This window comes from Thioclava indica (assembly GCF_000714545.1).
Taxonomy (GTDB): domain Bacteria; phylum Pseudomonadota; class Alphaproteobacteria; order Rhodobacterales; family Rhodobacteraceae; genus Thioclava; species Thioclava indica.
Genome location: NZ_AUNB01000001.1, coordinates 76,460 through 97,164, shown reverse-complemented (window position 1 = coordinate 97,164; position 20,705 = coordinate 76,460). Strand labels below are relative to the sequence as shown.

19 protein-coding genes are annotated in these 20,705 nt (G+C 60.8%); 17 read left to right on the top strand and 2 right to left on the bottom strand.

The features are described from left to right. The first annotated feature begins 2 nt into the window (after positions 1–2). The 16 genes from nuoF to DT23_RS00405 all read left to right on the top strand — a co-directional run bounded on the left by nuoF (position 3) and on the right by DT23_RS00405 (position 15,895). The gene (nuoF, locus tag DT23_RS00480) at positions 3–1,298 is read left to right on the top strand and encodes an NADH-quinone oxidoreductase subunit NuoF (protein ID WP_038127120.1); all 1,296 of its coding nucleotides are present in this window, start codon (positions 3–5) and stop codon (positions 1,296–1,298) included. Beyond that, a complete protein-coding gene (locus tag DT23_RS00475) occupies positions 1,298–1,798 on the top strand; it encodes a DUF3291 domain-containing protein (protein ID WP_038127673.1) in 501 nt (166 codons plus the stop codon). The genes nuoF and DT23_RS00475 overlap by 1 nt, the downstream gene beginning before the upstream one ends. Then, positions 1,795–2,088, top strand: a complete 294-nt coding sequence (locus tag DT23_RS00470; protein WP_038127119.1) for a hypothetical protein — start codon at positions 1,795–1,797, stop codon at positions 2,086–2,088. The genes DT23_RS00475 and DT23_RS00470 overlap by 4 nt, the downstream gene beginning before the upstream one ends. 67 nt (positions 2,089–2,155) lie before the next feature. Further along, complete coding sequence (gene nuoG / locus DT23_RS00465) at positions 2,156–4,189, top strand: NADH-quinone oxidoreductase subunit NuoG (RefSeq protein ID WP_038127116.1); 2,034 nt, start codon at positions 2,156–2,158, stop codon at positions 4,187–4,189. Next, entirely contained in the window at positions 4,190–4,609 is a 420-nt protein-coding gene (locus tag DT23_RS00460; protein WP_051696936.1) for a hypothetical protein, read from the top strand. A gap of 15 nt (positions 4,610–4,624) precedes the next feature. Beyond that, the gene (gene nuoH, locus DT23_RS00455; protein ID WP_038127113.1) at positions 4,625–5,662 is read left to right on the top strand and encodes an NADH-quinone oxidoreductase subunit NuoH; all 1,038 of its coding nucleotides are present in this window, start codon (positions 4,625–4,627) and stop codon (positions 5,660–5,662) included. A gap of 3 nt (positions 5,663–5,665) precedes the next feature. Then, positions 5,666–6,157, top strand: a complete 492-nt coding sequence (gene nuoI / locus DT23_RS00450) for an NADH-quinone oxidoreductase subunit NuoI (protein WP_038127110.1) — start codon at positions 5,666–5,668, stop codon at positions 6,155–6,157. 6 nt (positions 6,158–6,163) lie between these two features. Further along, positions 6,164–6,586: a carboxymuconolactone decarboxylase family protein gene (locus DT23_RS00445; RefSeq protein WP_038127108.1), complete on the top strand. Its 423-nt coding sequence runs from the start codon at positions 6,164–6,166 to the stop codon at positions 6,584–6,586. Beyond that, entirely contained in the window at positions 6,583–7,191 is a 609-nt protein-coding gene (locus tag DT23_RS00440; protein ID WP_038127106.1) for an NADH-quinone oxidoreductase subunit J, read from the top strand. Before DT23_RS00445 ends, DT23_RS00440 begins: the two co-directional genes overlap by 4 nt. 49 nt (positions 7,192–7,240) lie before the next feature. Continuing rightward, positions 7,241–7,546, top strand: a complete 306-nt coding sequence (gene nuoK, locus DT23_RS00435; RefSeq protein ID WP_038127105.1) for an NADH-quinone oxidoreductase subunit NuoK — start codon at positions 7,241–7,243, stop codon at positions 7,544–7,546. Positions 7,547–7,553: 7 nt separating this feature from the next. Beyond that, positions 7,554–9,689, top strand: a complete 2,136-nt coding sequence (nuoL, locus tag DT23_RS00430) for an NADH-quinone oxidoreductase subunit L (RefSeq protein ID WP_038127104.1) — start codon at positions 7,554–7,556, stop codon at positions 9,687–9,689. After that, a complete protein-coding gene (locus DT23_RS00425) occupies positions 9,689–11,227 on the top strand; it encodes an NADH-quinone oxidoreductase subunit M (RefSeq protein WP_038127102.1) in 1,539 nt (512 codons plus the stop codon). Before nuoL ends, DT23_RS00425 begins: the two co-directional genes overlap by 1 nt. 12 nt (positions 11,228–11,239) lie before the next feature. Next, positions 11,240–12,679 (top strand): NADH-quinone oxidoreductase subunit NuoN, encoded by a 1,440-nt coding sequence (nuoN, locus tag DT23_RS00420; RefSeq protein ID WP_038127099.1) that lies wholly within the window; start codon positions 11,240–11,242, stop codon positions 12,677–12,679. Continuing rightward, positions 12,669–13,427 (top strand): biotin--[acetyl-CoA-carboxylase] ligase, encoded by a 759-nt coding sequence (locus tag DT23_RS00415; RefSeq protein WP_038127094.1) that lies wholly within the window; start codon positions 12,669–12,671, stop codon positions 13,425–13,427. The genes nuoN and DT23_RS00415 overlap by 11 nt, the downstream gene beginning before the upstream one ends. Positions 13,428–13,445: 18 nt before the next feature. Beyond that, the gene (locus tag DT23_RS00410) at positions 13,446–14,222 is read left to right on the top strand and encodes a type III pantothenate kinase (protein WP_038127091.1); all 777 of its coding nucleotides are present in this window, start codon (positions 13,446–13,448) and stop codon (positions 14,220–14,222) included. A gap of 47 nt (positions 14,223–14,269) precedes the next feature. Beyond that, positions 14,270–15,895, top strand: a complete 1,626-nt coding sequence (locus tag DT23_RS00405; RefSeq protein ID WP_051696935.1) for a ribonuclease J — start codon at positions 14,270–14,272, stop codon at positions 15,893–15,895. Positions 15,896–15,991: 96 nt separating this feature from the next. On the opposite strand, the gene DT23_RS00400 is transcribed toward DT23_RS00405, so the two are convergent. Further along, positions 15,992–17,587, bottom strand: coding sequence for a DEAD/DEAH box helicase (locus DT23_RS00400; protein WP_051696934.1), 1,596 nt, complete (start codon positions 17,585–17,587; stop codon positions 15,992–15,994). A 260-nt stretch (positions 17,588–17,847) separates the two neighbouring features. Here DT23_RS00400 and DT23_RS00395 point away from each other — a divergent pair, with 260 nt between their 5' ends. Then, complete coding sequence (locus DT23_RS00395; RefSeq protein ID WP_081846861.1) at positions 17,848–19,728, top strand: cation:proton antiporter; 1,881 nt, start codon at positions 17,848–17,850, stop codon at positions 19,726–19,728. 39 nt (positions 19,729–19,767) lie between these two features. Here DT23_RS00395 and DT23_RS00390 read toward each other — a convergent pair whose 3' ends face one another. Beyond that, on the bottom strand, positions 19,768–20,664 hold the full coding sequence (locus DT23_RS00390) for a M23 family metallopeptidase (protein WP_162177158.1): 897 nt from the start codon (positions 20,662–20,664) through the stop codon (positions 19,768–19,770). Between the last annotated feature and the right edge of the window lie 41 nt (positions 20,665–20,705).

The following is a 20,705-nucleotide window of genomic DNA, read 5'->3' as shown; positions in this document are numbered from 1 at the left end:
CCATGCTGAAGGATCAAGACCGGATCTTTACCAACATCTACGGGATGCATGACCGCTCGCTTGCAGGGGCAAAGTCGCGCGGCCATTGGGATGGCACGGGCGAAATCCTGTCCAAAGGGCGCGACTGGATTGTTGAACAGGTCAAGGCCTCGGGGCTGCGAGGCCGGGGCGGGGCGGGTTTCCCGACCGGTCTGAAATGGTCCTTTATGCCCAAGGAATCCGATGGTCGCCCGGCCTTTCTCGTGATCAACGCCGATGAATCCGAGCCCGCGACCTGTAAAGACCGCGAAATCATGCGCCACGATCCTCACACGCTGGTGGAGGGCGCGTTGATCGCCGGTTTCGCGATGGGCGCGGCGGCGGCCTATATCTACATTCGCGGCGAATATGTGCGCGAGAAAGAGGCGCTGCAACGCGCCATCGACGAGGCCTATGAAGACGGGCTGATCGGCAAGAACGCCTGCAAATCGGGCTATGATTACGACGTCTATCTGAGCCACGGTGCGGGCGCGTATATTTGTGGCGAGGAAACCGCGCTGCTTGAAAGCCTTGAGGGCAAAAAGGGCATGCCGCGCATGAAGCCGCCGTTCCCAGCGGGGGCGGGTCTTTATGGCTGCCCGACAACGGTGAACAACGTGGAATCCATCGCCGTTGTGCCCACGATCCTACGCCGTGGCGCGGAATGGTATGCCGGCTTTGGCCGCCCCAACAACACCGGCGTCAAGCTGTTTGCGATGTCGGGCCATGTGAACACGCCCTGCGTGATCGAGGAAAGCATGTCGATCAGCATGAAAGAGCTGATCGAGAAACATGGCGGCGGCGTGCGTGGTGGCTGGAAAAACCTTAAGGCGGTGATCCCCGGCGGCGCGTCCTGCCCGGTTCTGCCCGCGCATCTGTGTGAAGATGCGATCATGGATTACGACGGCATGCGCGAGCTGAAATCGAGCTTCGGCACCGCCTGCATGATCGTGATGGATAACGACACCGACATCATCAAAGCGATCTGGCGGCTGTCAAAATTCTTCAAACATGAGTCGTGCGGCCAGTGCACGCCGTGTCGCGAAGGCACGGGCTGGATGATGCGCGTGATGGATCGTCTGGTGCGCGGCGAGGCCGAGATCGAAGAGATCGACATGCTGTTCGAGGTCACCAAACAAGTCGAAGGTCACACGATCTGCGCCCTTGGCGACGCCGCCGCATGGCCGATCCAAGGCCTGATCCGCCATTACCGCGAAGAGATCGAAGACCGCATCAAGGCGCGCAAAACGGGCCGCGTGGGGGCAATGGCTGCGGAATGATGCAACCTGCCGGATATCACCTGGCCGAACTCAATATCGGTCGACTGGTTGCCGAGCCCGGCGATCCGCGTGTGGAGCCTTTTATGAAGGCGCTGGATGCGGTGAACGGGCTGGGCAAGCGCTCGGACGGGTTTGTCTGGATGATGGAAGGCTCGGGCGAGCCGGGCAAAGGCAATACTGAAACCAAGATCGGGGGCGATGCGCAATTCGTGTCCAACCTGACGGTCTGGGAAGATGTCGCCAGCCTTGAGAAGTTCGTCTGGAACACGCTGCATCGCGCCTTTTATGAACGTCGCGCCGAGTGGTTCGAACTGCTTGGTGAGCAGCATTTCGTGATGTGGTGGGTGCCTGCGGGCCATCAGCCCACGCTGGATGAGGCGCTCGCGAGACTGGACGAGTTGCGCGAAAACGACCCCTCGGATCGTGCTTTTGGTTGGAAAGACCTGCCGCAAGCCACGCTTTGGAAGACGCGCAACTGCGCGCAGGTGGCCGCGCAATGATGCGGGGCGTGATCATATCGGGTGGCGTGCTTGCGCTGGCGGGCTGTGTTGGCACGGGCGGTCAGCGGGTGGCGAAAGCGCCGCGCGCATTGACCCCGGTTGTGGGCTATCAGGCTGCGCTGAACGGGCAGGGCGCGCTTGTGGTGACGCGCGACGGCACGCCCTTTGGCAATGACGAGGGCGCTGCGGCCAAGCGGGCGGCGAATGCGATGTGCGGTGGGGCGGTGGCCTCGTCGATTGACGATACGTATCGGGATGGCGCTTGGGTCTTCCCGAAAGGCTGCGCCTGAGGGCGCGCAACGAATAACCGCGTGGGGGCAACTGGCCTTCATGCCCAGCAAGAAGTGACGGATAGCCATGGCTGACCTGAGAAAGATCATCATCGACGGCGCAGAGGTCGAGGTCGACCCGAACCTGACGTTGATTCAGGCCTGCGAGCAGGCCGGGATCGAGATTCCGCGCTTTTGCTACCACGAGCGTCTCTCGATTGCGGGCAACTGCCGGATGTGTCTGGTCGAGGTCGTGGGCGGCCCGCCCAAGCCCGCCGCGAGTTGCGCGATGCAGGTCAAGGATATGCGGCCCGGTCCCGAAGGCGCGCCGCCGGTGATCAAGACGAACTCGCCGATGGTCAAGAAGGCCCGCGAGGGGGTGATGGAGTTTCTGCTCATTAACCACCCGCTGGATTGCCCGATCTGCGATCAGGGCGGTGAGTGCGATTTGCAAGATCAGGCAATGGCTTACGGGGTGGACTTCTCGCGCTACCGCGAACCCAAACGCGCCGCGACCGAGCTGAATTTGGGGCCGCTCGTTGAAACTCACATGACGCGCTGCATTTCGTGCACCCGCTGCGTGCGCTTTACGACCGAGGTCGCGGGCATCACCCAGATGGGCCAGACGGGGCGGGGCGAGGATAGCGAGATCGGCTCGTATCTGAACGAGACGCTCGATAGCAATTTGCAGGGCAATATCATTGATCTTTGCCCGGTGGGCGCGCTGGTCTCCAAACCCTACGCCTTTACCGCCCGCCCGTGGGAGCTGACCAAGACCGAAACCATCGACGTGATGGACGCGGTGGGCAGCAACATTCGCGTGGACACCAAGGGGCGCGAAGTGATGCGTATTCTGCCGCGCAACCATGACGGCGTGAACGAGGAATGGATTTCCGACAAGACGCGCTTTGTGTGGGATGGGCTGCGTCGCCAGCGTCTGGATACGCCCTATATCCGTGAAAACGGTCGCCTGCGCAAAGCGGGCTGGGACGAGGCGCTTGCGGCGGCTGCGGTTGCGATGAAGGGCAAGAAGGTTGCCGGTCTGGTTGGCGATCTGGTCTCGACCGAGGCGGCGTTCGCGCTGAAATCGCTGATCGAGGGGCTGGGCGGCACGGTCGAATGTCGCACCGATGGCGCGCGCCTGCCGATTGGCAATCGCTATGGCTATGTCGGCAACGCGACGATTGCCGATCTTGATACTGCCGAGACGGTTCAAATCATCGGCGCCAATCCCGCCATCGAGGCTCCGGTGCTGAACGCACGCATCCGCAAGGCTTGGGTGAAAGGTGCGCAGGTCGCGCTGATCGGCGAGGCGTGCGATCTGACCTATGAGTATACCCATGTCGGAACCGACCGCGCAGCGCTTGAAGGGCTGTCGGGGGCCGAGATCACTGACGAAACCAAGGCCAAGAACACGGTCGTGATCGTTGGCCAAGGCGCGCTGAGCGAGGCCGATGGCGAGGCCGTTCTGGCCCATGCGATGAAGCTGGCGGAAAACTCCAACTCCAAGCTGATGGTGCTGCACACGGCTGCGGCGCGCGTTGGTGCGATGGACGTGGGCGCTGTGACCGAGGGCGGATTGATGGCCGCCATCGAGGGCGCGCAGGTGATCTACAACATGGGCGCGGATGAGGTGGATATCGCCTCGGCAGCCGATGGTGGCCCGTTCGTGATCTATCAGGGCAGCCACGGCGATCGCGGGGCAAATCGCGCCGATATCATCCTGCCCGGTGCTGCCTATACCGAAGAGCACGGGCTGTTCGTCAATACCGAAGGGCGCCCGCAACTGGCCTTCCGCGCGGGCTTCCCGCCCGGCGATGCCAAGGAAAACTGGGCGATCTTGCGCGCGCTGTCCGCGCAGCTTGACGCCAAGCAGCCTTGGGACACGCTGGCCGGTCTGCGCCGCGCGCTGATCGCGGCTGTGCCCCATCTCGCCAAGGTGGATGAGGTGCCTGAAAACGAGGTCACCCTGATCTCCCCGCGCGATATGGGCAAGGCGACCTTCCGCCCGGCGATCCGCGAGTTCTATCTGAGCAACCCGATCGCGCGGGCCTCGGTGGTGATGGGCGAATGTGCGAGCCTCGCCCATGCGCGCGCGCAAGCCCCGGTTGCGGCGGAGTAAATGCAGATGACGCCAAACCTCCCCCGGATTGCAACGCTTGCCCCCGGCCTTCTGGCCGGGCTGGCGGCGTGCACGCCCACGGGGGGTAAGGCCTCGGCGGATGCGCCCAAAATTGACTATCGCGGCGTCGAGACACGGCTGCTGGACGACAATCTGGTGGAATTTCGCGTCGCGCTTTCGGGCGACGACAGCACGGCCACGGCGGCGGATGATTACGCGCGTTGCGCGGCGGCACAATATGCCCAGATCCGCGGTTACGGATTTGCGCGTCATGTGCGCACGAATGTGAATGAAGAGGGTGGCATCTGGCGGGCGGATGCGGTCTACACCATCTCGCCCGCCCTGCCGCAAGGATTGAAAACGATCGACGCGGAAGTGACGGTCGGCGACTGCGCGGACCGAGGGATACCGACCGTATGAGGAGAGTGGGGAACCATGGCTGAATTTCTGGCGACACCTTTGGGTATGTTTCTGCTTATCCTCGTGCAGGGGATCGGGATCATTGCCTTTGTGATGATTTCGCTGCTGTTTCTGGTCTACGGCGACCGCAAGATCTGGGCGGCGGTGCAGATGCGGCGCGGGCCGAACGTGGTTGGCCCTTGGGGCATTTTGCAATCGGTCGCGGATGCGCTGAAATATGTGGTCAAGGAAATCGTCATTCCGGCGGGGGCCGACAAGGTCGTGTTCTTCCTCGCGCCGCTGCTGAGCTTTGTTCTGGCGATTCTGTCTTGGGCGGTGATCCCGTTCGCGCCGGGCTGGGTGCTGGCCAATATCAACGTCGCGGTGCTGTTCGTGTTCGCCATCTCCTCGCTAGAGGTCTACGGCGTGATCATGGGCGGCTGGGCGTCGAACTCGAAATACCCGTTTCTGGGCAGTTTGCGCTCGGCGGCGCAGATGATTTCCTATGAGGTCAGCCTTGGTCTGATCATCATCGGTGTGATTATCTCGACCGGCTCGATGAATTTCACCGCGATCGTGGATGCGCAAAGGGGCAACTTAGGGCTGTTCAACTGGTATTGGCTGCCCCACCTGCCGATGGTGGCGCTGTTCTTTATCTCGGCGCTGGCGGAAACCAACCGCCCGCCGTTTGACTTGCCCGAGGCGGAATCCGAACTGGTCGCAGGCTTTATGGTGGAATATTCCTCGACGCCGTATCTGCTGTTCATGGCGGGCGAATATATCGCGATCTGGCTGATGTGCGCGCTGATGACGCTGCTGTTCTTTGGCGGCTGGCTGTCGCCCATTCCCGGCTTGCCCGATGGCGCGCTGTGGATGTTTGGCAAGATGGTGATCTTCTTCTTTATGTTCGCGATGGTGAAGGCAATCGTGCCGCGCTACCGCTACGACCAACTGATGCGCATTGGCTGGAAGGTGTTCCTGCCGCTCTCGGGCGCATGGGTCGTGCTGATCGCGTTTCTGGCGAAATTTGAAGTCCTCGGGCACTTTTGGGCCCGCTGGACGATGGGGGGCTGATTGATGGCTTTCGACTATACCCGCGCCGCCAAATACTTCCTGCTGGTGGATTTCATCAAAGGGTTCGGGCTGGGGATGCGCTATTTCTTTGCGCCCAAACCGACGCTGAACTATCCGCATGAAAAAGGCCCGCTGTCTCCGCGTTTCCGGGGCGAGCACGCGCTGCGCCGCTATCCCAATGGCGAGGAACGCTGCATCGCGTGCAAGCTGTGCGAGGCGATTTGCCCCGCGCAAGCGATCACCATTGACGCCGAGCCGCGCGCCGACGGATCACGTCGCACCACGCGCTACGATATCGACATGACGAAATGCATCTATTGCGGCTTCTGCCAAGAGGCCTGCCCGGTCGATGCGATTGTCGAGGGGCCGAATTTCGAATTCTCGACGGAAACCCGCGAAGAGCTGTTTTACGACAAGCAGAAACTTCTCGACAACGGCGCGCGCTGGGAGGCGGAAATTGCCCGCAACCTCGAACTCGACGCGCCCTATCGGTAAGGCATTATGACCCAGGATTTCACGAAACTCTTTCAAGCGATGGTCGAGCAAAGCCACGAGATGGCGCGCGCGATGAATCCGGCTTTGGAAAGTTTCTCGCCCTCCGCCTTTGAGAAATTCATCCCGTCCATGCCCAAAGACATGCTCGAGATGTTTTTCGGCAAGACCTTCAACCGGGAGGGGCTGGATGCGCGCACGCGGTTTCTGGTCACCATCGCGGGGCTGGTCGTGACCGGATCGCAAGGGGAGCCGCAATTGCGCCTCGCGATCCGCAACGCGTTGGAATCGGGGGCGACACAGCGGGAGATCGCGGAAGCGATCTTTCAGATGAGCATGTTTGGCGGGGTGCCCGCCATGAGCCGTGGCCTTGAGATCGCGCAAGCGGTCTTTAACGAGATCGGCGACGAGAGCGCGGGAGAGAACGCATGACGGTGTTTGTATTTGCCTTCTACCTTTTTGCCATCGTGGCGGTAGTCGCGGGCTTTATGGTGGTGATCTCGAAAAACCCCGTGCATTCGGTGCTTTGGCTGATCCTGACCTTCCTGTCTGCGTCGGGGCTGTTTGTGCTGCTGGGGGCGGAATTTGTCGCGATGCTGCTGATCATCGTCTATGTCGGCGCGGTCGCGGTGTTGTTCCTGTTCGTCGTGATGATGCTGGATGTCGATTTCTCGGCCCTCAAGGGCGAATTCGCGCGCTATATGCCGCTGGGTCTGCTGGTCGCGGTGGTGATGTTGGTGCAGCTGGGTGTCGCGCTCGGGGCTTGGAAGACCGCCGATATGGCGCAAAACCTGCGGATGTCACCGATGCCCGAGGGGATGACCAATACTCAAGCCATCGGCATGCTCATCTATGACAAATATCTCTACCTGTTCCAGACAGCGGGGCTGATCCTGCTGGTTGCGATGATCGGGGCGATCCTGTTGACGCTGCGCCATCGCACGAATGTCAAACGCCAGAACGTGATCGCGCAGATGCATCGCGATCCGGGCAAGACGATGGAAATGGTGGATGTGAAACCGGGGCAGGGGTTGTGATGATGCGCATGCAAAACAAGACAAACAATCCCGAGCGGAGGGCACAGGCATGATCGGTTTGGAACATTATCTGGGCGTCGCGGCGGCGCTGTTTGTGATCGGCATTTTCGGGATCTTCGTGAACCGCAAGAACGTCATCGTCATTCTGATGTCGATCGAGCTGATGCTGCTCGCGGTGAATATCAACTTCGTGGCTTTCTCGGCCTATCTTGGCGATCTCGTGGGGCAGGTGTTCACCATGTTCGTCCTGACGGTCGCGGCGGCCGAGGCGGCGATTGGTCTGGCGATCCTGGTTGTGTTCTTCCGCAACCGCGGCTCGATCGAGGTCGAAGACGTCAACGTGATGAAGGGGTAAGAGACCAATGGAAACGATCATTCTCTTTTCCCCGCTTGTCGGTGCGATCATTGGTGGCTTTGGCTGGCGCTTGATCGGCGAGAAGGGCGCTATGGTTCTGACCACGGGGCTGCTGTTTCTGGCCTGCGCGCTGTCATGGATTGTGTTTCTCAACTTCGACGGGGTGAAGTATCCCATCCACATCATGAACTGGATCAATTCCGGCGAGCTTGACACGAGTTGGTCGATCCGGATGGACCGGTTGACCTCGATCATGCTGATCGTCGTGACCACCGTCTCCGCGCTTGTGCACCTGTATTCGTGGGGCTACATGGCCCATGACGAAAACTGGACCGAGAACGAGCGCTACAAGGCGCGCTTCTTTTCTTACCTGTCGTTCTTTACCTTCACCATGTTGATGCTGGTCACGGCGGATAACCTGCTTCAGATGTTCTTTGGCTGGGAAGGTGTGGGTCTGGCCTCGTATCTGCTGATCGGGTTCTATTACAAGAAACCCTCGGCCAATGCGGCGGCGATGAAGGCGTTCATCGTCAACCGGGTGGGCGATTTCGGCTTCCTGCTGGGCATGTTCGGGCTGTTTTACATGACCGGCGAGCTCAAGATGGATGACGTGTTTGCCGCAGCGCCTGCGCTGGCGGAAACCAATCTGCATTTCCTTTGGACCCAGTGGAACGCGGCAGAGCTGATCGCGGTCTTGCTATTCGTTGGCGCGATGGGCAAATCGGCGCAGCTGTTCTTGCACACATGGTTGCCCGACGCGATGGAAGGCCCGACGCCTGTGTCGGCGCTGATTCACGCTGCAACGATGGTGACGGCGGGCGTGTTCCTCGTCTGCCGGATGTCGCCGCTGTATGAATATGCGCCCCATGCCAAGGAGTTCATCCTGATCATCGGCGCGACCACCGCTTTTGTCGCCGCCACGATTGGTCTGGTGCAAAACGATATCAAGCGCGTGATCGCCTATTCGACGATGTCCCAGCTTGGCTATATGTTCGCTGCCGCTGGCGTCGGGGTCTATTCGGCTGCGATGTTCCACCTTCTGACGCACGCGTTCTTCAAGGCGCTGTTGTTCCTTGCCGCAGGCTCGGTGATTACGGCGATGCATCACGAACAGGACATGCGCAACTATGGTGGTCTGCGTAAGAAGGTGCCGATCACCTTCTGGGCGATGATTGCCGGCACGCTGGCGATCACCGGGGTGGGCATTCCCTTGACCCATTTCGGCTTCGCCGGGTTCCTGTCCAAGGACGCGATCATCGAAAGCGTCTGGGCTGGTGATAGCTCGGGTTACGGGTTCTGGATGCTGGTCATCGCGGCTGCGTTTACCTCGTTCTACTCGTGGCGCCTGATTTTCCTGACCTTCTTTGGCAAGCCGCGCGGCGATCATCACGCCCACGAACACGCCAAGGAAAGCGGATTGGTCATGACCGTGCCGCTGATGGTTCTAAGCCTTGGCGCGGTGTTTGCCGGGATGATCTGGTACAACGTGTTCTTTGGCGATCACGCGAAACTGGTGAAGTTCTTTGGTCTGCCCGCCCATGCCGAGCAAATGGCCGAAGGGCATGGCGCAGCGGATGGCACAGGCCACGCAATGACCGAAACGCAAGCCGAGGCCGAAGTGACTGCCGATGCCGCGCATTCGCCCGACATGGGACCGTCCGCAGGCGTTCTGGCGTTGCCGGGGGTGGCCCCGCAAGGCGCGATCTTCATGCATGGCGAGAACACGGTGATCGAGGATGCGCATCACGCGCCCGCTTGGGTCAAGGTCTCGCCCTTTGTGGCGATGGTGCTCGGGCTGTTCGTGGCGTGGCTGTTCTACATCAAGGACACGCGGCTGCCCAAACGGCTCGCCGAGGCGCAGCCTGCGCTGCACCGGTTCCTGCTCAACAAGTGGTATTTCGACGAGCTGTATGAGGCGATCTTTGTGCGCCCGGCTTTGTGGATCGGATACACGTTCTGGAAGAAAGGGGACGAAGGCTCGATTGACCGCGTGATTGATGGCGTGGCTGTCGGGATGGTCCCGAAATTCACGAGGTTCATCAATAAGATGCAATCGGGTTATCTGTTCCACTACGCGTTCGCGATGGTGATCGGGATCGTCGGTCTGATGTTCTGGGTCTTGCTTAACGGGGGGAGCAACTGATGCAACATCTGCTTTCTATTGTCATCTTCATCCCCGCCGTTGCTGCGTTGATCCTTGCGCTGGTGCAGCGGGGCGGTAGCGAGGCCGCAGATCGCAACGCCAAATGGCTTGCGCTGACGGCAACGGCGGTGACCTTCCTTGTGTCGCTGTTCTTGCTGACCGGGTTTGACCCCTCCAATACCGACTACCAGTTCGTCGAGCATTACAACTGGATCATGGGCCTGCAATATCGTGTTGGCATCGACGGCTTGTCGATCCTGTTCGTGCTGCTGACCACCTTCATGATGCCGCTGGTCATTCTGGCCAGCTGGGATGTGAAAAAGCGCGTCAAGGAATACATGATCGCGTTCCTGCTGCTGGAAACGCTGATGATCGGCACGTTTGTCACGCTCGATCTGGTGCTGTTCTATCTGTTTTATGAGGCCTGTCTGATCCCGATGTTCCTGATCATCGGTATCTGGGGGGGCAAGCAGCGCGTCTATGCCGCGTTCAAGTTCTTCCTCTATACGTTCTTCGGCTCTGTCTTCATGCTGATTGCGATCATCTATATCTATTACCACACCGGCACGACGGACATGCCCAACCTGCTGGCTGACAAGTTCCCCTACACGCCGCTGCACATCCTTGGGGTGACAATACCGGGCGGGGTGCAGACGCTGCTCTGGCTGGGCTTCTTCATCTCGTTTGCGGTGAAAATGCCGCTTTGGCCGGTGCACACGTGGTTGCCTGCGGCGCACGTTCAAGCGCCCACGGCGGGTTCGATTGTGCTGGCGGCTGTGTTGCTGAAGCTTGCGGATTACGGTTTCTTGCGGTTTTCGCTGCCGATGTTCCCGGTCGGGAATATGGTTGTCGGTCCTTGGGCGATGTGGCTGGCGGTGATCGCGATTATCTACACCTCGCTCGTGGCGCTGGTGCAAGACGACATGAAAAAGGTGATCGCCTATAGCTCGGTCGCGCACATGGCCTTTGTGCTGCTCGGGATCTTCTCGGGCACGCAGCAGGGTATCGAAGGCGGTATCATGATGGTTGTGGCACACGGCTTCGTCTCGGGCGCGCTGTTCCTTTGCGTCGGGGTGATTTACGACCGGATGCACACCCGCGAGATCGCAGCCTTTGGCGGCCTGGCCAAACGGATGCCATCTTACGCGCTGATCTTCATGTTCTTCACCATGGCCAATGTCGGCTTGCCCGGCACCGCCAACTTTGTCGGGGAATTCCTGATCCTGGTGGGCACGTTCCAAGTGAATACTTGGGCAGCGACGCTGGCCACGACGGGTGTGATCTTGTCGGCGGCCTATGCGCTGTGGCTTTACCGTCGGGTGGTGTTTGGCGATCTGATCAAGGAAAGCCTGCGCTCAATCACCGATCTGAGCACGCGAGAAAAATGGATCTTTGCGCCGATGGTCGCGATGACCCTGATCCTGGGCGTCTATCCTGATCTGGTGACAGATATCATCGGACCTTCCGTGACCAATCTGGTCGAGAACTATCACGAAGCCCTGCCGGACAATCTTCTGTCCGACCTGGTCGAACACTGAGGAGCCCCAGAGATGACTGCTTCGGATTTCTCTACCGTCCTGCCGGAATTCCTGCTGTCCATCTTTGCGATGGCGGCCCTGCTGGTCGGGGTGTGGTTTGGCAAGGACAAGCTGGCACCAATGCTGCTTTGGGTCACTTGCGCTGTCATGCTGGTGATTGCGGCTTGGATCGGGCTGGGTGACAGTGGCACGCATCAAGCGTTTGGCGGTTTGTTCATCGACGATGCCTTTGCGCGCTTTGCCAAGGTTCTGGTGCTGATCGCTGCGGCGCTGATCCTTGCGATGAGCGCGGATTACATGGAGCGGCGCGGGTTGCTGCGCTTTGAATTCCCGATCCTGATCACGCTGTCGGTTGTCGGCATGATGATGATGGTGTCGGCGGGCAACCTGATGTCGCTTTATATGGGCCTCGAGTTGCAATCTCTTGCGCTTTACATCGTCGCCGCCCTGCGCCGCGATAGTGAGAAAAGCTCGGAAGCCGGTCTGAAATACTTCGTCCTTGGCGCGCTGTCCTCGGGTATCCTGCTGTATGGGGCCTCGCTGACCTACGGCTTTGCCGGCACGACCCAGTTCTCGGGCATCATTCAGGTGGTGCAGGCGGGGCAATTGCCGATGGGGCTGCTGTTCGGTCTGGTGTTCCTGATCGCGGGTCTGGCGTTCAAGGTCTCGGCGGTGCCGTTCCACATGTGGACGCCCGACGTCTACGAGGGCTCGCCCACGCCCGTCACCGCGTTCTTCTCGACCGCGCCGAAAGTCGCGGCGATGGCGCTGATCGCACGACTGTTGTTTGACGCCTTCGGTCAGGTCCCCGCGCAATGGGGCCAAGTGCTGGGGCTGCTGGCAGGTCTGTCGATGATCTTGGGGTCTTTTGCCGCCATCAGCCAGCGCAACATCAAGCGTCTGATGGCCTATTCCTCGATCACCCATATGGGGTTCGCGCTGCTTGGCCTGACCGCTGGCACCGTGTTCGGGGTGCAGGCGATGCTGACCTATATGGCGATCTATGTGACAATGAATGTGGGCGTGTTTGCCTTCATCCTGTCGATGGAGCGCGATGGCCAGCCGGTGACCGATATCAAGTCGCTCAACCTTTATGCCAGCCGCGAGCCGACCAAAGCGCTGGCGATGATGATCTTGCTGTTCAGCCTTGCAGGCGTGCCCCCGATGCTGGGCTTCTTTGCGAAATACGCGGTGCTGACGGCGGCCATCCAGGGCGGCTATATCTGGCTGGCGCTGCTGGGGGTGCTGACCTCGGTCGTGGCGGCGTTCTACTATATCCGCATCATCTACTTCATGTATTTCGGCAAAGAGGTCGAGCCGCTTGATCACCGGATGCCCGCTGTGCAATGGGGGCTGTTGGTAGCCTCGGCGCTGGTGACGGTGTTTGGCGTCTTTAACCTCTTTGGTATCGAAGGTGCAGCGCAGGCTGCGGCGGCGGCCCTTGTCAACTAAAGACACGGTCTGGCCCGAGGGCGTGGCGCGCCATGTGCTGCCCTCGGTCGATTCCACGATGAACGAAGCGGCCCGGTTAGCGCCGGGCCTTTCGGGTTCAACATGGATCTTCGCGCGGGTGCAGACGGCGGCGCGCGGACGGCGGGGCCGGGCTTGGCGCGCGCCCGAGGGGAATTTCTCGGCAACTTTGGTGATGCGTCCAGAGGGTGGGCTGGCGCAAGCCGCGCTGTATTCCTTTGTGGCGGCGCTTGCCCTTGAGGCGGCGCTAAGCCATGTCGCAGGCCCGCATGCGCGACTGGCGATCAAATGGCCCAATGATGTGCTGTTGGACGGCGGTAAAGTCGCGGGAATTTTGCTAGAGACGCTGGGGCAGGGCGCGCAGCTTAAATTGGCGATCGGAATTGGCGTGAACCTTGCTCACACGCCCGCACCCGACACGCTGGAATCCGGCGCGATGGTGCCCGTCTCGCTGCTGGAGCAGACCGGGATGCGCGTCACGCCGGATGACTTTCTGCCGATGCTGGCGCGCGCGTTCGCGCATTACGATCAGCAGTTTCGCGACTACGGGTTTGACGCGATCCGCAATGCGTGGCTGGCGCGCGCGGCACGCTTGGGCGAGCAGATCACCGCGCGGGTGGGCGGCCAAACGCATCACGGCATCTTCGAGACGATTGATCACAGCGGGGCGCTGATCCTGCGTGAGCAACAAGGGACGCGCGCGATTGCGGCGGCCGATATTTTCTTTTGAGTGCGAAAAGGGGCGGATATGCTTCTGTGTATTGATTGCGGCAACACCAACACGGTGTTTTCGATTTGGGACGGGAACGCGTTTCTCTCGACCTGGCGGATGGAAACCAATCACAAACGCACGGCGGACGAGTATTTCGTCTGGCTTCAGGGCTTGATGCGGCTTCATGGCATCGAGGCCAAGATTTCCGAGACGATTATCTCCTCAACTGTGCCGCGCGTCGTGTTCAATCTGCGTGTGCTGTGCAACCGCTATTTCGACTGCCGCCCCGTGGTGGTGGGCAAGCCGGAATGCGATCTGCCCGTCGCGCCGCGCGTCGATGAGGGCACAACCGTTGGCCCCGACCGTCTGGTCAATGCCGCGGCCGGGTTTGACCGTCATGGCGGCGATATTATCGTGGTCGATTTCGGCACGGCGACGACCTTTGACGTGGTGGCACGCGATGGGGCTTATATCGGCGGCGTGATTGCGCCCGGTGTGAACCTGAGCCTTGAGGCGCTGCACCAGTCTGCCGCAGCACTGCCCCATGTCGATATCACCAAGCCGCAAGCCGTAATCGGGACAAATACCGTCGCCTGCATTCAGTCTGGCGTATTTTGGGGCTATATTGGTCTTGTCGAAGGTATCGTGCGCCAGATAAGGGTCGAGCGGGATCGCCCGATGAAGGTGATCGCCACCGGAGGGCTTGCGCCGCTGTTTGATCAGGGGTTCGATCTTTTCGATAAGGTCGAGGAAGACCTCACCATGCACGGCCTTCGCCTGCTGTATGACTACAATAAAGGACTAACCGCGTGACAGAACGATTGATCTATCTTCCCCTTGGCGGTGCCGGCGAAATCGGCATGAATGCCTATGTTTACGGCTATGGGCGCGCGGGGAAAGAGCGGCTGATCGTGGTCGATCTGGGCGTGACCTTCCCCGATATGGACAGCTCTCCCGGCGTCGATCTGATCATGGCCGATCTCGCTTGGCTTGAGGAAAACGCTGATCGCATCGAGGCGATTTTCATCACCCACGCCCATGAGGACCATATCGGCGCGCTCGCCCATGTCTGGAACAAGTTGCGCAAACCGGTGTTTGCGCGTGCCTTTACGGGGCGGATCGGGCAGCTCAAGCTGGAAGAGGCAGGCATCCCCGCCGAGACGATCCAGATCGTCGAGCCGCGCCCGCATGCCATCGACGCGGGGCCGTTCGCCGTGCAATTCGTGCCGGTGTCGCATTCGATCCCCGAAAGCTCGGCGCTGGTGATCGACACACCCGCCGGTCGCATCGTGCATACTGGTGACTTCAAACTGGATGGCAATCCGATTGTCGGCGAGGCGTTTGATCCGGTTCTCTGGCACGAGATCGCGCAGGAAGGTGAGGGCGTCAAAGTTCTGGTGAGTGATTCCACCAACGTGTTTTCGCCCGCGCCCGGCCGCTCCGAGGCGACCTTGGCCGAGCCGTTGACCAAGTTGATCGCCGATCAAACCGGTATGATCGTGGCCACCACCTTTGCCTCCAACGTGGCGCGTCTGAAAACGCTCGCCGAGGCGGGCGTTGCGGCGGGCCGCTCGGTCTGTCTGCTCGGGCGTGCGATGAAACGCATGGTCGGCACGGCTCAGGAAACCGGCGTTCTCAAGGGCATGCCCGGCACGATCCCGCCCGAAGAGGCCGTTAAACTGCCGCGCGGCGATGTGATGTTGATTGTGACCGGAAGCCAAGGCGAACGGCGCGCGGCCTCGGCACAGCTGTCGCGCGGGAAATATCTGGGTCTTGAGATGAAAGAGGGCGACAGCTTTCTGTTTTCGTCCAAAACCATCCCCGGCAATGAGCGCGGCGTGATCCGCATCATGAACGCGTTTTCCGAAATGGGCGTGGATGTGATCGACGATCATGACGGGCTGTATCACGTCTCGGGTCACGCCAACCGCCCTGATCTTGAGGCCGTGCACGACCTGCTGCGCCCGAAAATGCTGATCCCGATGCATGGCGAACACCGCCACCTGCGCGAACATGCCAAGATCGCGCAAGCCAAGGGGATCGCCTCGGAAGTGGCGATCAACGGCTCGATGATTGATCTCTCGGGCCATGTGCCCCAAGTCGTCGAATATATCGAAGCCGGGCGCACCTATCTGGATGGCTCGGTCAAGATCGGCGCGATGGATGGTGTGGTGCGCGGGCGTATCCGTATGGCGCTGAACGGTCTGGTGCTGGTCACGGTTATTCTGGACGAGCAGGATCAACCGCTTGGTGATCCTTGGGTTGAAACGATGGGCCTGCCGAAACTGGGGCGTGGCGGTGCTAATCTGGTCGACCAGATCGAAGACGAGATGACGGATTTCCTCAACCGTGCGTCGGTCAAAGTGCTGTCGAAAGACGACAAGATGGACGAGGCGCTGCGCCGCATCGCGCGTCAGGTCTCAATGGAAGAGATCGGCAAAAAACCCGAGGTGATCGTGGTGACCTCGCGGCTGACCGACGAATAAAACCCTTAGGCGCGGCGGTTGCGCCGTGCCCGGATTGATCATGAAAAAGCCCGCCAGAGGAAACTCCGGCGGTCTTTTTTGTTCGAAAATATAGGCTTAGCTTTCGGTGCTATCCTCGGTTTCGACTTCGCTCGCGGTGTCCGGTTTGCTGGTGCGGAACGAGCGGGTCAGGAAATCGGGCATATGATCGCCCATCCCGACAACCGAATTTCCACGATCGGAATCGCGGCGGTTATTGCGGCCACCGCGTGAACGGCGATTGTCGTCGCGCTCGTTTGCGGGTTTCGCTTCGGGCTTGACGGGCGCGGCCTGTTCAGGGGCTGGCGCAGAAGCCTGCGCCGGTGCTGGCTCGGGTGCCGGAGTTTGGGCAATCGGCGTTGTCGCCGCATTGTCCTGCTGGTCGATCTTTTTGCTCTCGCGGGGAGGACGCGGCCCACGGCTGGAGCGCGACCCACCATCACGCGAGCGCCCGCCACGGCTGCGCCCGCCTTTGGAGTCGTCACGCTTTTGCGGCGCGGTCTTGGCGCCTTCGGACAGCGCGAACCCCTCGGGCGGTTCGGCGCGCGGAATCTCGCTTTCGATCAGGCTTTCGATGCCTTGCAGATACTTCTCGTCCGAGGGGGTCGAAATCGAGATCGCCGCCCCTTTGCGCCCGGCACGCCCGGTGCGCCCTATGCGGTGAACGTAATCCTCGGCATGCATCGGCAGATCGTAGTTGAACACATGGCTGACGGCAGGCACATCAAGCCCGCGCGCGGCCACATCCGAAGCAATCAGCAGTTTCAACCCGCCATCGCGGAAGGATTCCAGCGTGCGCGTGCGTTGGCTTTGCTCCAGATCGCCATGGATCGGGGCGGCGTCAAACCCGTATTTCTGCAGGCTTTTCGCAACGATATCGACATCGACCTTGCGGTTGCAGAAGATGATCGCGTTGGTGCAGGCCTCGCCCTCAGCCTCGATCAAGGCACGCAGCAATTCGCGCTTGGTCTTGGCGGTCTGATCGCGCCGCTCGGGCGTGATTTGCACCAGTTTCTGCGTGATATTCGCACCCGTCGTCGCCTGACGCGCCACTTCCACGCGCACCGGGGCGTGCAGGAAGGTGTTGGTGATACGCTCGATTTCAGGGGCCATCGTGGCGCTGAAGAACAGCGTTTGGCGGGTGAAGGGCGTGAGTTGGAAGATGCGTTCGATATCGGGAATAAAGCCCATATCCAGCATCCGGTCGGCCTCATCGACGACCATGATTTTCACGTCGGTCAAGATCAGTTTGCCACGCTCGAAATGATCAAGCAGGCGGCCCGGCGTTGCAATCAGCACATCGACGCCCTTGTCGATCAGCTTGTCCTGCTCTCCAAAGCTGACGCCGCCGATTAGCAGCGCGCGGGTGAGTTTTGTGTTCTTAGCGTAAAGATCAAAGTTTTCCGCAACTTGCGCGGCGAGTTCCCGCGTCGGGCACAGCACAAGGCTGCGCGGCATGCGCGCACGCGCGCGGCCCCGGCGCAGCAGCGTCAGCATCGGCAGCGTGAAGCTTGCCGTTTTGCCGGTGCCGGTCTGCGCGATGCCCAGAACGTCCTTGCCCTCAAGCGCGGGCGGGATCGCATCGGCCTGAATCGGCGTGGGCGTTTCATAGCCCGCATCGGCAACAGCCGACAGAACCTTGGGGTCCAGTTTGAGATCGGAGAATTTCGTCATCGTCGTCCTTAAGCTTCCTGATTGCGTCCGGTGGCAGCCGCGTCGGGCGGCGCACACATGAGGGCGCAACGGAAATTGGGCGCCCTGACCTGACCTCACCGGATTGCGAGGCTGAAATTCCCCTAACTGATTGCGCTACAAAGGTCAATCTTTGCGCGCGACATGGCCGTTTATCGTCTCTTGCATAACATGCTGGAACCTGACCTCTTGAAGCGGGTTTGGCCTGTAGCGGAATCGGGCCGCATGTTTGAGGGACAAGTATGGCAGTTGCGGAAACGGTGGGGCTTGACCCGATTATGGCCTTCGGGCTTGTCGGGGTTGTTGGCGTTGGGGCGCAATGGCTTGCGTGGCGGCTGCGCCTGCCGGCGATTGTCATCATGCTGGCGGCGGGCCTGATTGTCGGGCCGGCGACGGGGCTGTTGAACCCCGGCTTGGAATTTGGCGATCTGCTGGGGCCGCTGATCGCGCTTGCGGTGGCGGTGATCTTGTTTGAGGGCGGCTTTACGCTCGATCTGCACCGGCTGGGCGATGCGAAATCGGGGGTCGCGCGGCTGGTCTTTATCGGCGCGCCGCTGGGCTGGCTTTTGTCAACGCTGGCGCTGGTTTACGGCGCGGGTCTTGGCTGGGAGGCGGCCTCGGTTTTTGGCGGCATCATGGTGGTGACCGGCCCGACCGTGATCGCGCCGCTGCTGCGTACTGCGAAACTCTCGCGCCGACCCGCGCGCTTGCTGCAATGGGAGGCCATCGTCAACGATCCGATCGGCGCGCTCGCCGCCGTGCTGGCCTTTGAGGTGGTGGTGACACTGCGCTCCAACCTGTCGATGGGCGAGGCGATCTGGCATCTGGTGCTGGGCATCGTTTTTGCCGCCGTGGCGGGCGGGATCGTGGGCTATGCGATTGCCTGGACCTTCCGGCGCGGGCGGGTGCCTGAATTCATGAAAGTGCCGGTACTGTTTGCCACGCTTCTGGCGACCTATGCGGTGACCAATTCGATGCTGCATGAAAGCGGATTGCTGGCGGTGACGGTGATGGGGCTGGTGATCGGCAATGCGGATTTGCCCTCATATGAAGAGCTGCGCCGTTTCAAGGAACATGCGACGGTGCTGCTGGTGTCGGGCGTGTTCATCTTGTTGGCGGCCAATATTCAGGTCGATCAGCTTGCGGCGCTGGATTGGCATGCGGCGTTGTTTGTTGTGCTTGTGGTGATGGTGGCGCGTCCCTTGACGGTGTTTATTTCGCTGATCGGCTCGGGGCTGGCGCGCAACGAGCGTATTCTGATCGCGCTGACCGGGCCGCGCGGCGTCGTGCTGGTGGCGGTTGCGGGGCTGTTCGGGCAGCGCCTCGTCGATCTGGGCGTTGCGGATGGCGCGCGGATCGGGCCACTGGCCTTTGTGTTGGTGCTAGTGACGGTGATCGTGCATGGCTTTACGCTGGCACCGCTGGCGCGCAAGCTGGGGCTGGCCAATACCGACAAGCCGGGGCTGCTGATCGTGGGGGGCTCGCGCTTTACCACCGCGCTGGCAGAGGTATTGATGAAGGCCGAGGTGCCGGTGCTGATCACCGATCCCAACCACGCCCATCTGATCCGCCCGCGCGCGGCCGGGGTCAAGACCTTCTACGGCGATATTCTGGGCGAGTCGGCCGAGGATTCGCTTGAGTTGATGGCCTATACCACGCTGCTCGCCGCGACCGATAATGACGCCTATAACACGCTGGTTGCGACCGATCTGGCACCCGAATTGGGGCGCGACAAGGTCTGGCAGGTGCCCCGCGTTAAGGATGAACGCGAACGCCACGCGCTGCCCACGCAGCTTGGCGGGCGCCGCTTTGGGGCGGGGCGCACGTTGGAAGGCTGGGAAGACCTTTTGGCGCAAGGCTGGGTGTTTCGCACCACCCGCCTCACCGAGGAATACGGTCTCGTCGAGTGGCGTGAAAAGCGCCCCGATGCCGCGCCGGTGCTGGTGGTTTCTGCCAAGGGAGATCTGCGCTTTGTGACCGATCCCGAGAGCATGAAAGCCGAGACGGGCACGCGGATCTTCTCGCTTCTGCCAGCAAAGGCGTTAGAGGAAGAAACCGTCAAGCGGTCGAAAGCGGCGGAGAAACCCTCGGGGCAGCCCGGACCCGCGGCGCCGATTCCGTGACAGAGCGTACGCAATATAGCGTTCTGAAACAGCGGCTTGTCAGTTGATCTTGATGTGACTCTCGCCGCTGTTCACGACCTTACCGTCACGGATTAGCGCGATCTGTGCGCGATACTCGCCCGCAGGCCAACCGCCGGGCGGGGTCTTCTTGCCCGCAAATTCAAAAAACAACGCTTTGGGCTTTGCGATCTGGCTGTCATGGGCAAAGTGAAACCCGTCTGGCCCGTTGATTTTCAGGCTTACAACGTCTTGCGCCTGCATGCCAAACCCGTAGACCCACGCAACCAAAGCAGGCCCGTCACCGGGTAGCGTTGTCGCGGGGATGATCCCCGATTTGATGGCAGCATAGCTGGGGGGCGTGTCGGCAAGCCCGACTTGCAACAGCCCCGAGGGCACATAGGCCAACGGCTTGGACCATAGCTCGTCCCTAGTGATGTCATGCGCGCAGGTTTGCGTCATATCAGGATCGAACGGATCTATGACTTTGCCGTCATGGCGCAGGCCGATATGGAGATGGGGGAATTCCGCCTTTCCCGATTGCCCGACAAGGCCCAGCGTCTCGCCAGCGGTGACGTGATCGCCGGGTTTGACGGCTACGGAGCCTTTGCGCAGATGGCAATATTGCGTTTCCCAACCATCGCCCATTTCCACCAAAATCCCGTTGCCACATTCCTTACCCGCAACCGAGGCCCCGTTGACAAAAGCGCGGTCGGGTTCGCCATCGCGGATCGCTTTGACCGTGCCGGGCGCGGCGGCCAGAACATCGACGCCTGCTTGCATCGCACCGATGGTCGGTAAGGCAAAATCGGTGCCCTTATGCCCGTCATAAGTCAGATGGCCGCAGCCTGCGTCGCGCGCGCCGGGGCTGGGATCGCGATCTACGTAATTCTGGATGTAGCAGTTTTGTCCAAGCGTGCAGTCAACCGGCTGTTGCAATGAAATCGTCCCGGCCATGCAGGGCAGGGCCGGGACGAGAA

Excerpts from the sequence above, each read along its gene's own strand:
- nuoF (WP_038127120.1), top strand. The coding sequence starts at position 3 with ATGCTGAAGGATCAAGACCGGATCTTTACCAACATCTACGGGATGCAT.
- DT23_RS00475 (WP_038127673.1), top strand. The coding sequence starts at position 1,298 with ATGCAACCTGCCGGATATCACCTGGCCGAACTCAATATCGGTCGACTG.
- DT23_RS00470 (WP_038127119.1), top strand. The coding sequence starts at position 1,795 with ATGATGCGGGGCGTGATCATATCGGGTGGCGTGCTTGCGCTGGCGGGC.
- nuoG (WP_038127116.1), top strand. The coding sequence starts at position 2,156 with ATGGCTGACCTGAGAAAGATCATCATCGACGGCGCAGAGGTCGAGGTC.
- DT23_RS00460 (WP_051696936.1), top strand. The coding sequence starts at position 4,190 with ATGCAGATGACGCCAAACCTCCCCCGGATTGCAACGCTTGCCCCCGGC.
- nuoH (WP_038127113.1), top strand. The coding sequence starts at position 4,625 with ATGGCTGAATTTCTGGCGACACCTTTGGGTATGTTTCTGCTTATCCTC.
- nuoI (WP_038127110.1), top strand. The coding sequence starts at position 5,666 with ATGGCTTTCGACTATACCCGCGCCGCCAAATACTTCCTGCTGGTGGAT.
- DT23_RS00445 (WP_038127108.1), top strand. The coding sequence starts at position 6,164 with ATGACCCAGGATTTCACGAAACTCTTTCAAGCGATGGTCGAGCAAAGC.
- DT23_RS00440 (WP_038127106.1), top strand. The coding sequence starts at position 6,583 with ATGACGGTGTTTGTATTTGCCTTCTACCTTTTTGCCATCGTGGCGGTA.
- nuoK (WP_038127105.1), top strand. The coding sequence starts at position 7,241 with ATGATCGGTTTGGAACATTATCTGGGCGTCGCGGCGGCGCTGTTTGTG.
- nuoL (WP_038127104.1), top strand. The coding sequence starts at position 7,554 with ATGGAAACGATCATTCTCTTTTCCCCGCTTGTCGGTGCGATCATTGGT.
- DT23_RS00425 (WP_038127102.1), top strand. The coding sequence starts at position 9,689 with ATGCAACATCTGCTTTCTATTGTCATCTTCATCCCCGCCGTTGCTGCG.
- nuoN (WP_038127099.1), top strand. The coding sequence starts at position 11,240 with ATGACTGCTTCGGATTTCTCTACCGTCCTGCCGGAATTCCTGCTGTCC.
- DT23_RS00410 (WP_038127091.1), top strand. The coding sequence starts at position 13,446 with ATGCTTCTGTGTATTGATTGCGGCAACACCAACACGGTGTTTTCGATT.
- DT23_RS00405 (WP_051696935.1), top strand. The coding sequence starts at position 14,270 with ATGAATGCCTATGTTTACGGCTATGGGCGCGCGGGGAAAGAGCGGCTG.
- DT23_RS00400 (WP_051696934.1), bottom strand. The coding sequence starts at position 17,587 with ATGACGAAATTCTCCGATCTCAAACTGGACCCCAAGGTTCTGTCGGCT.
- DT23_RS00395 (WP_081846861.1), top strand. The coding sequence starts at position 17,848 with ATGGCAGTTGCGGAAACGGTGGGGCTTGACCCGATTATGGCCTTCGGG.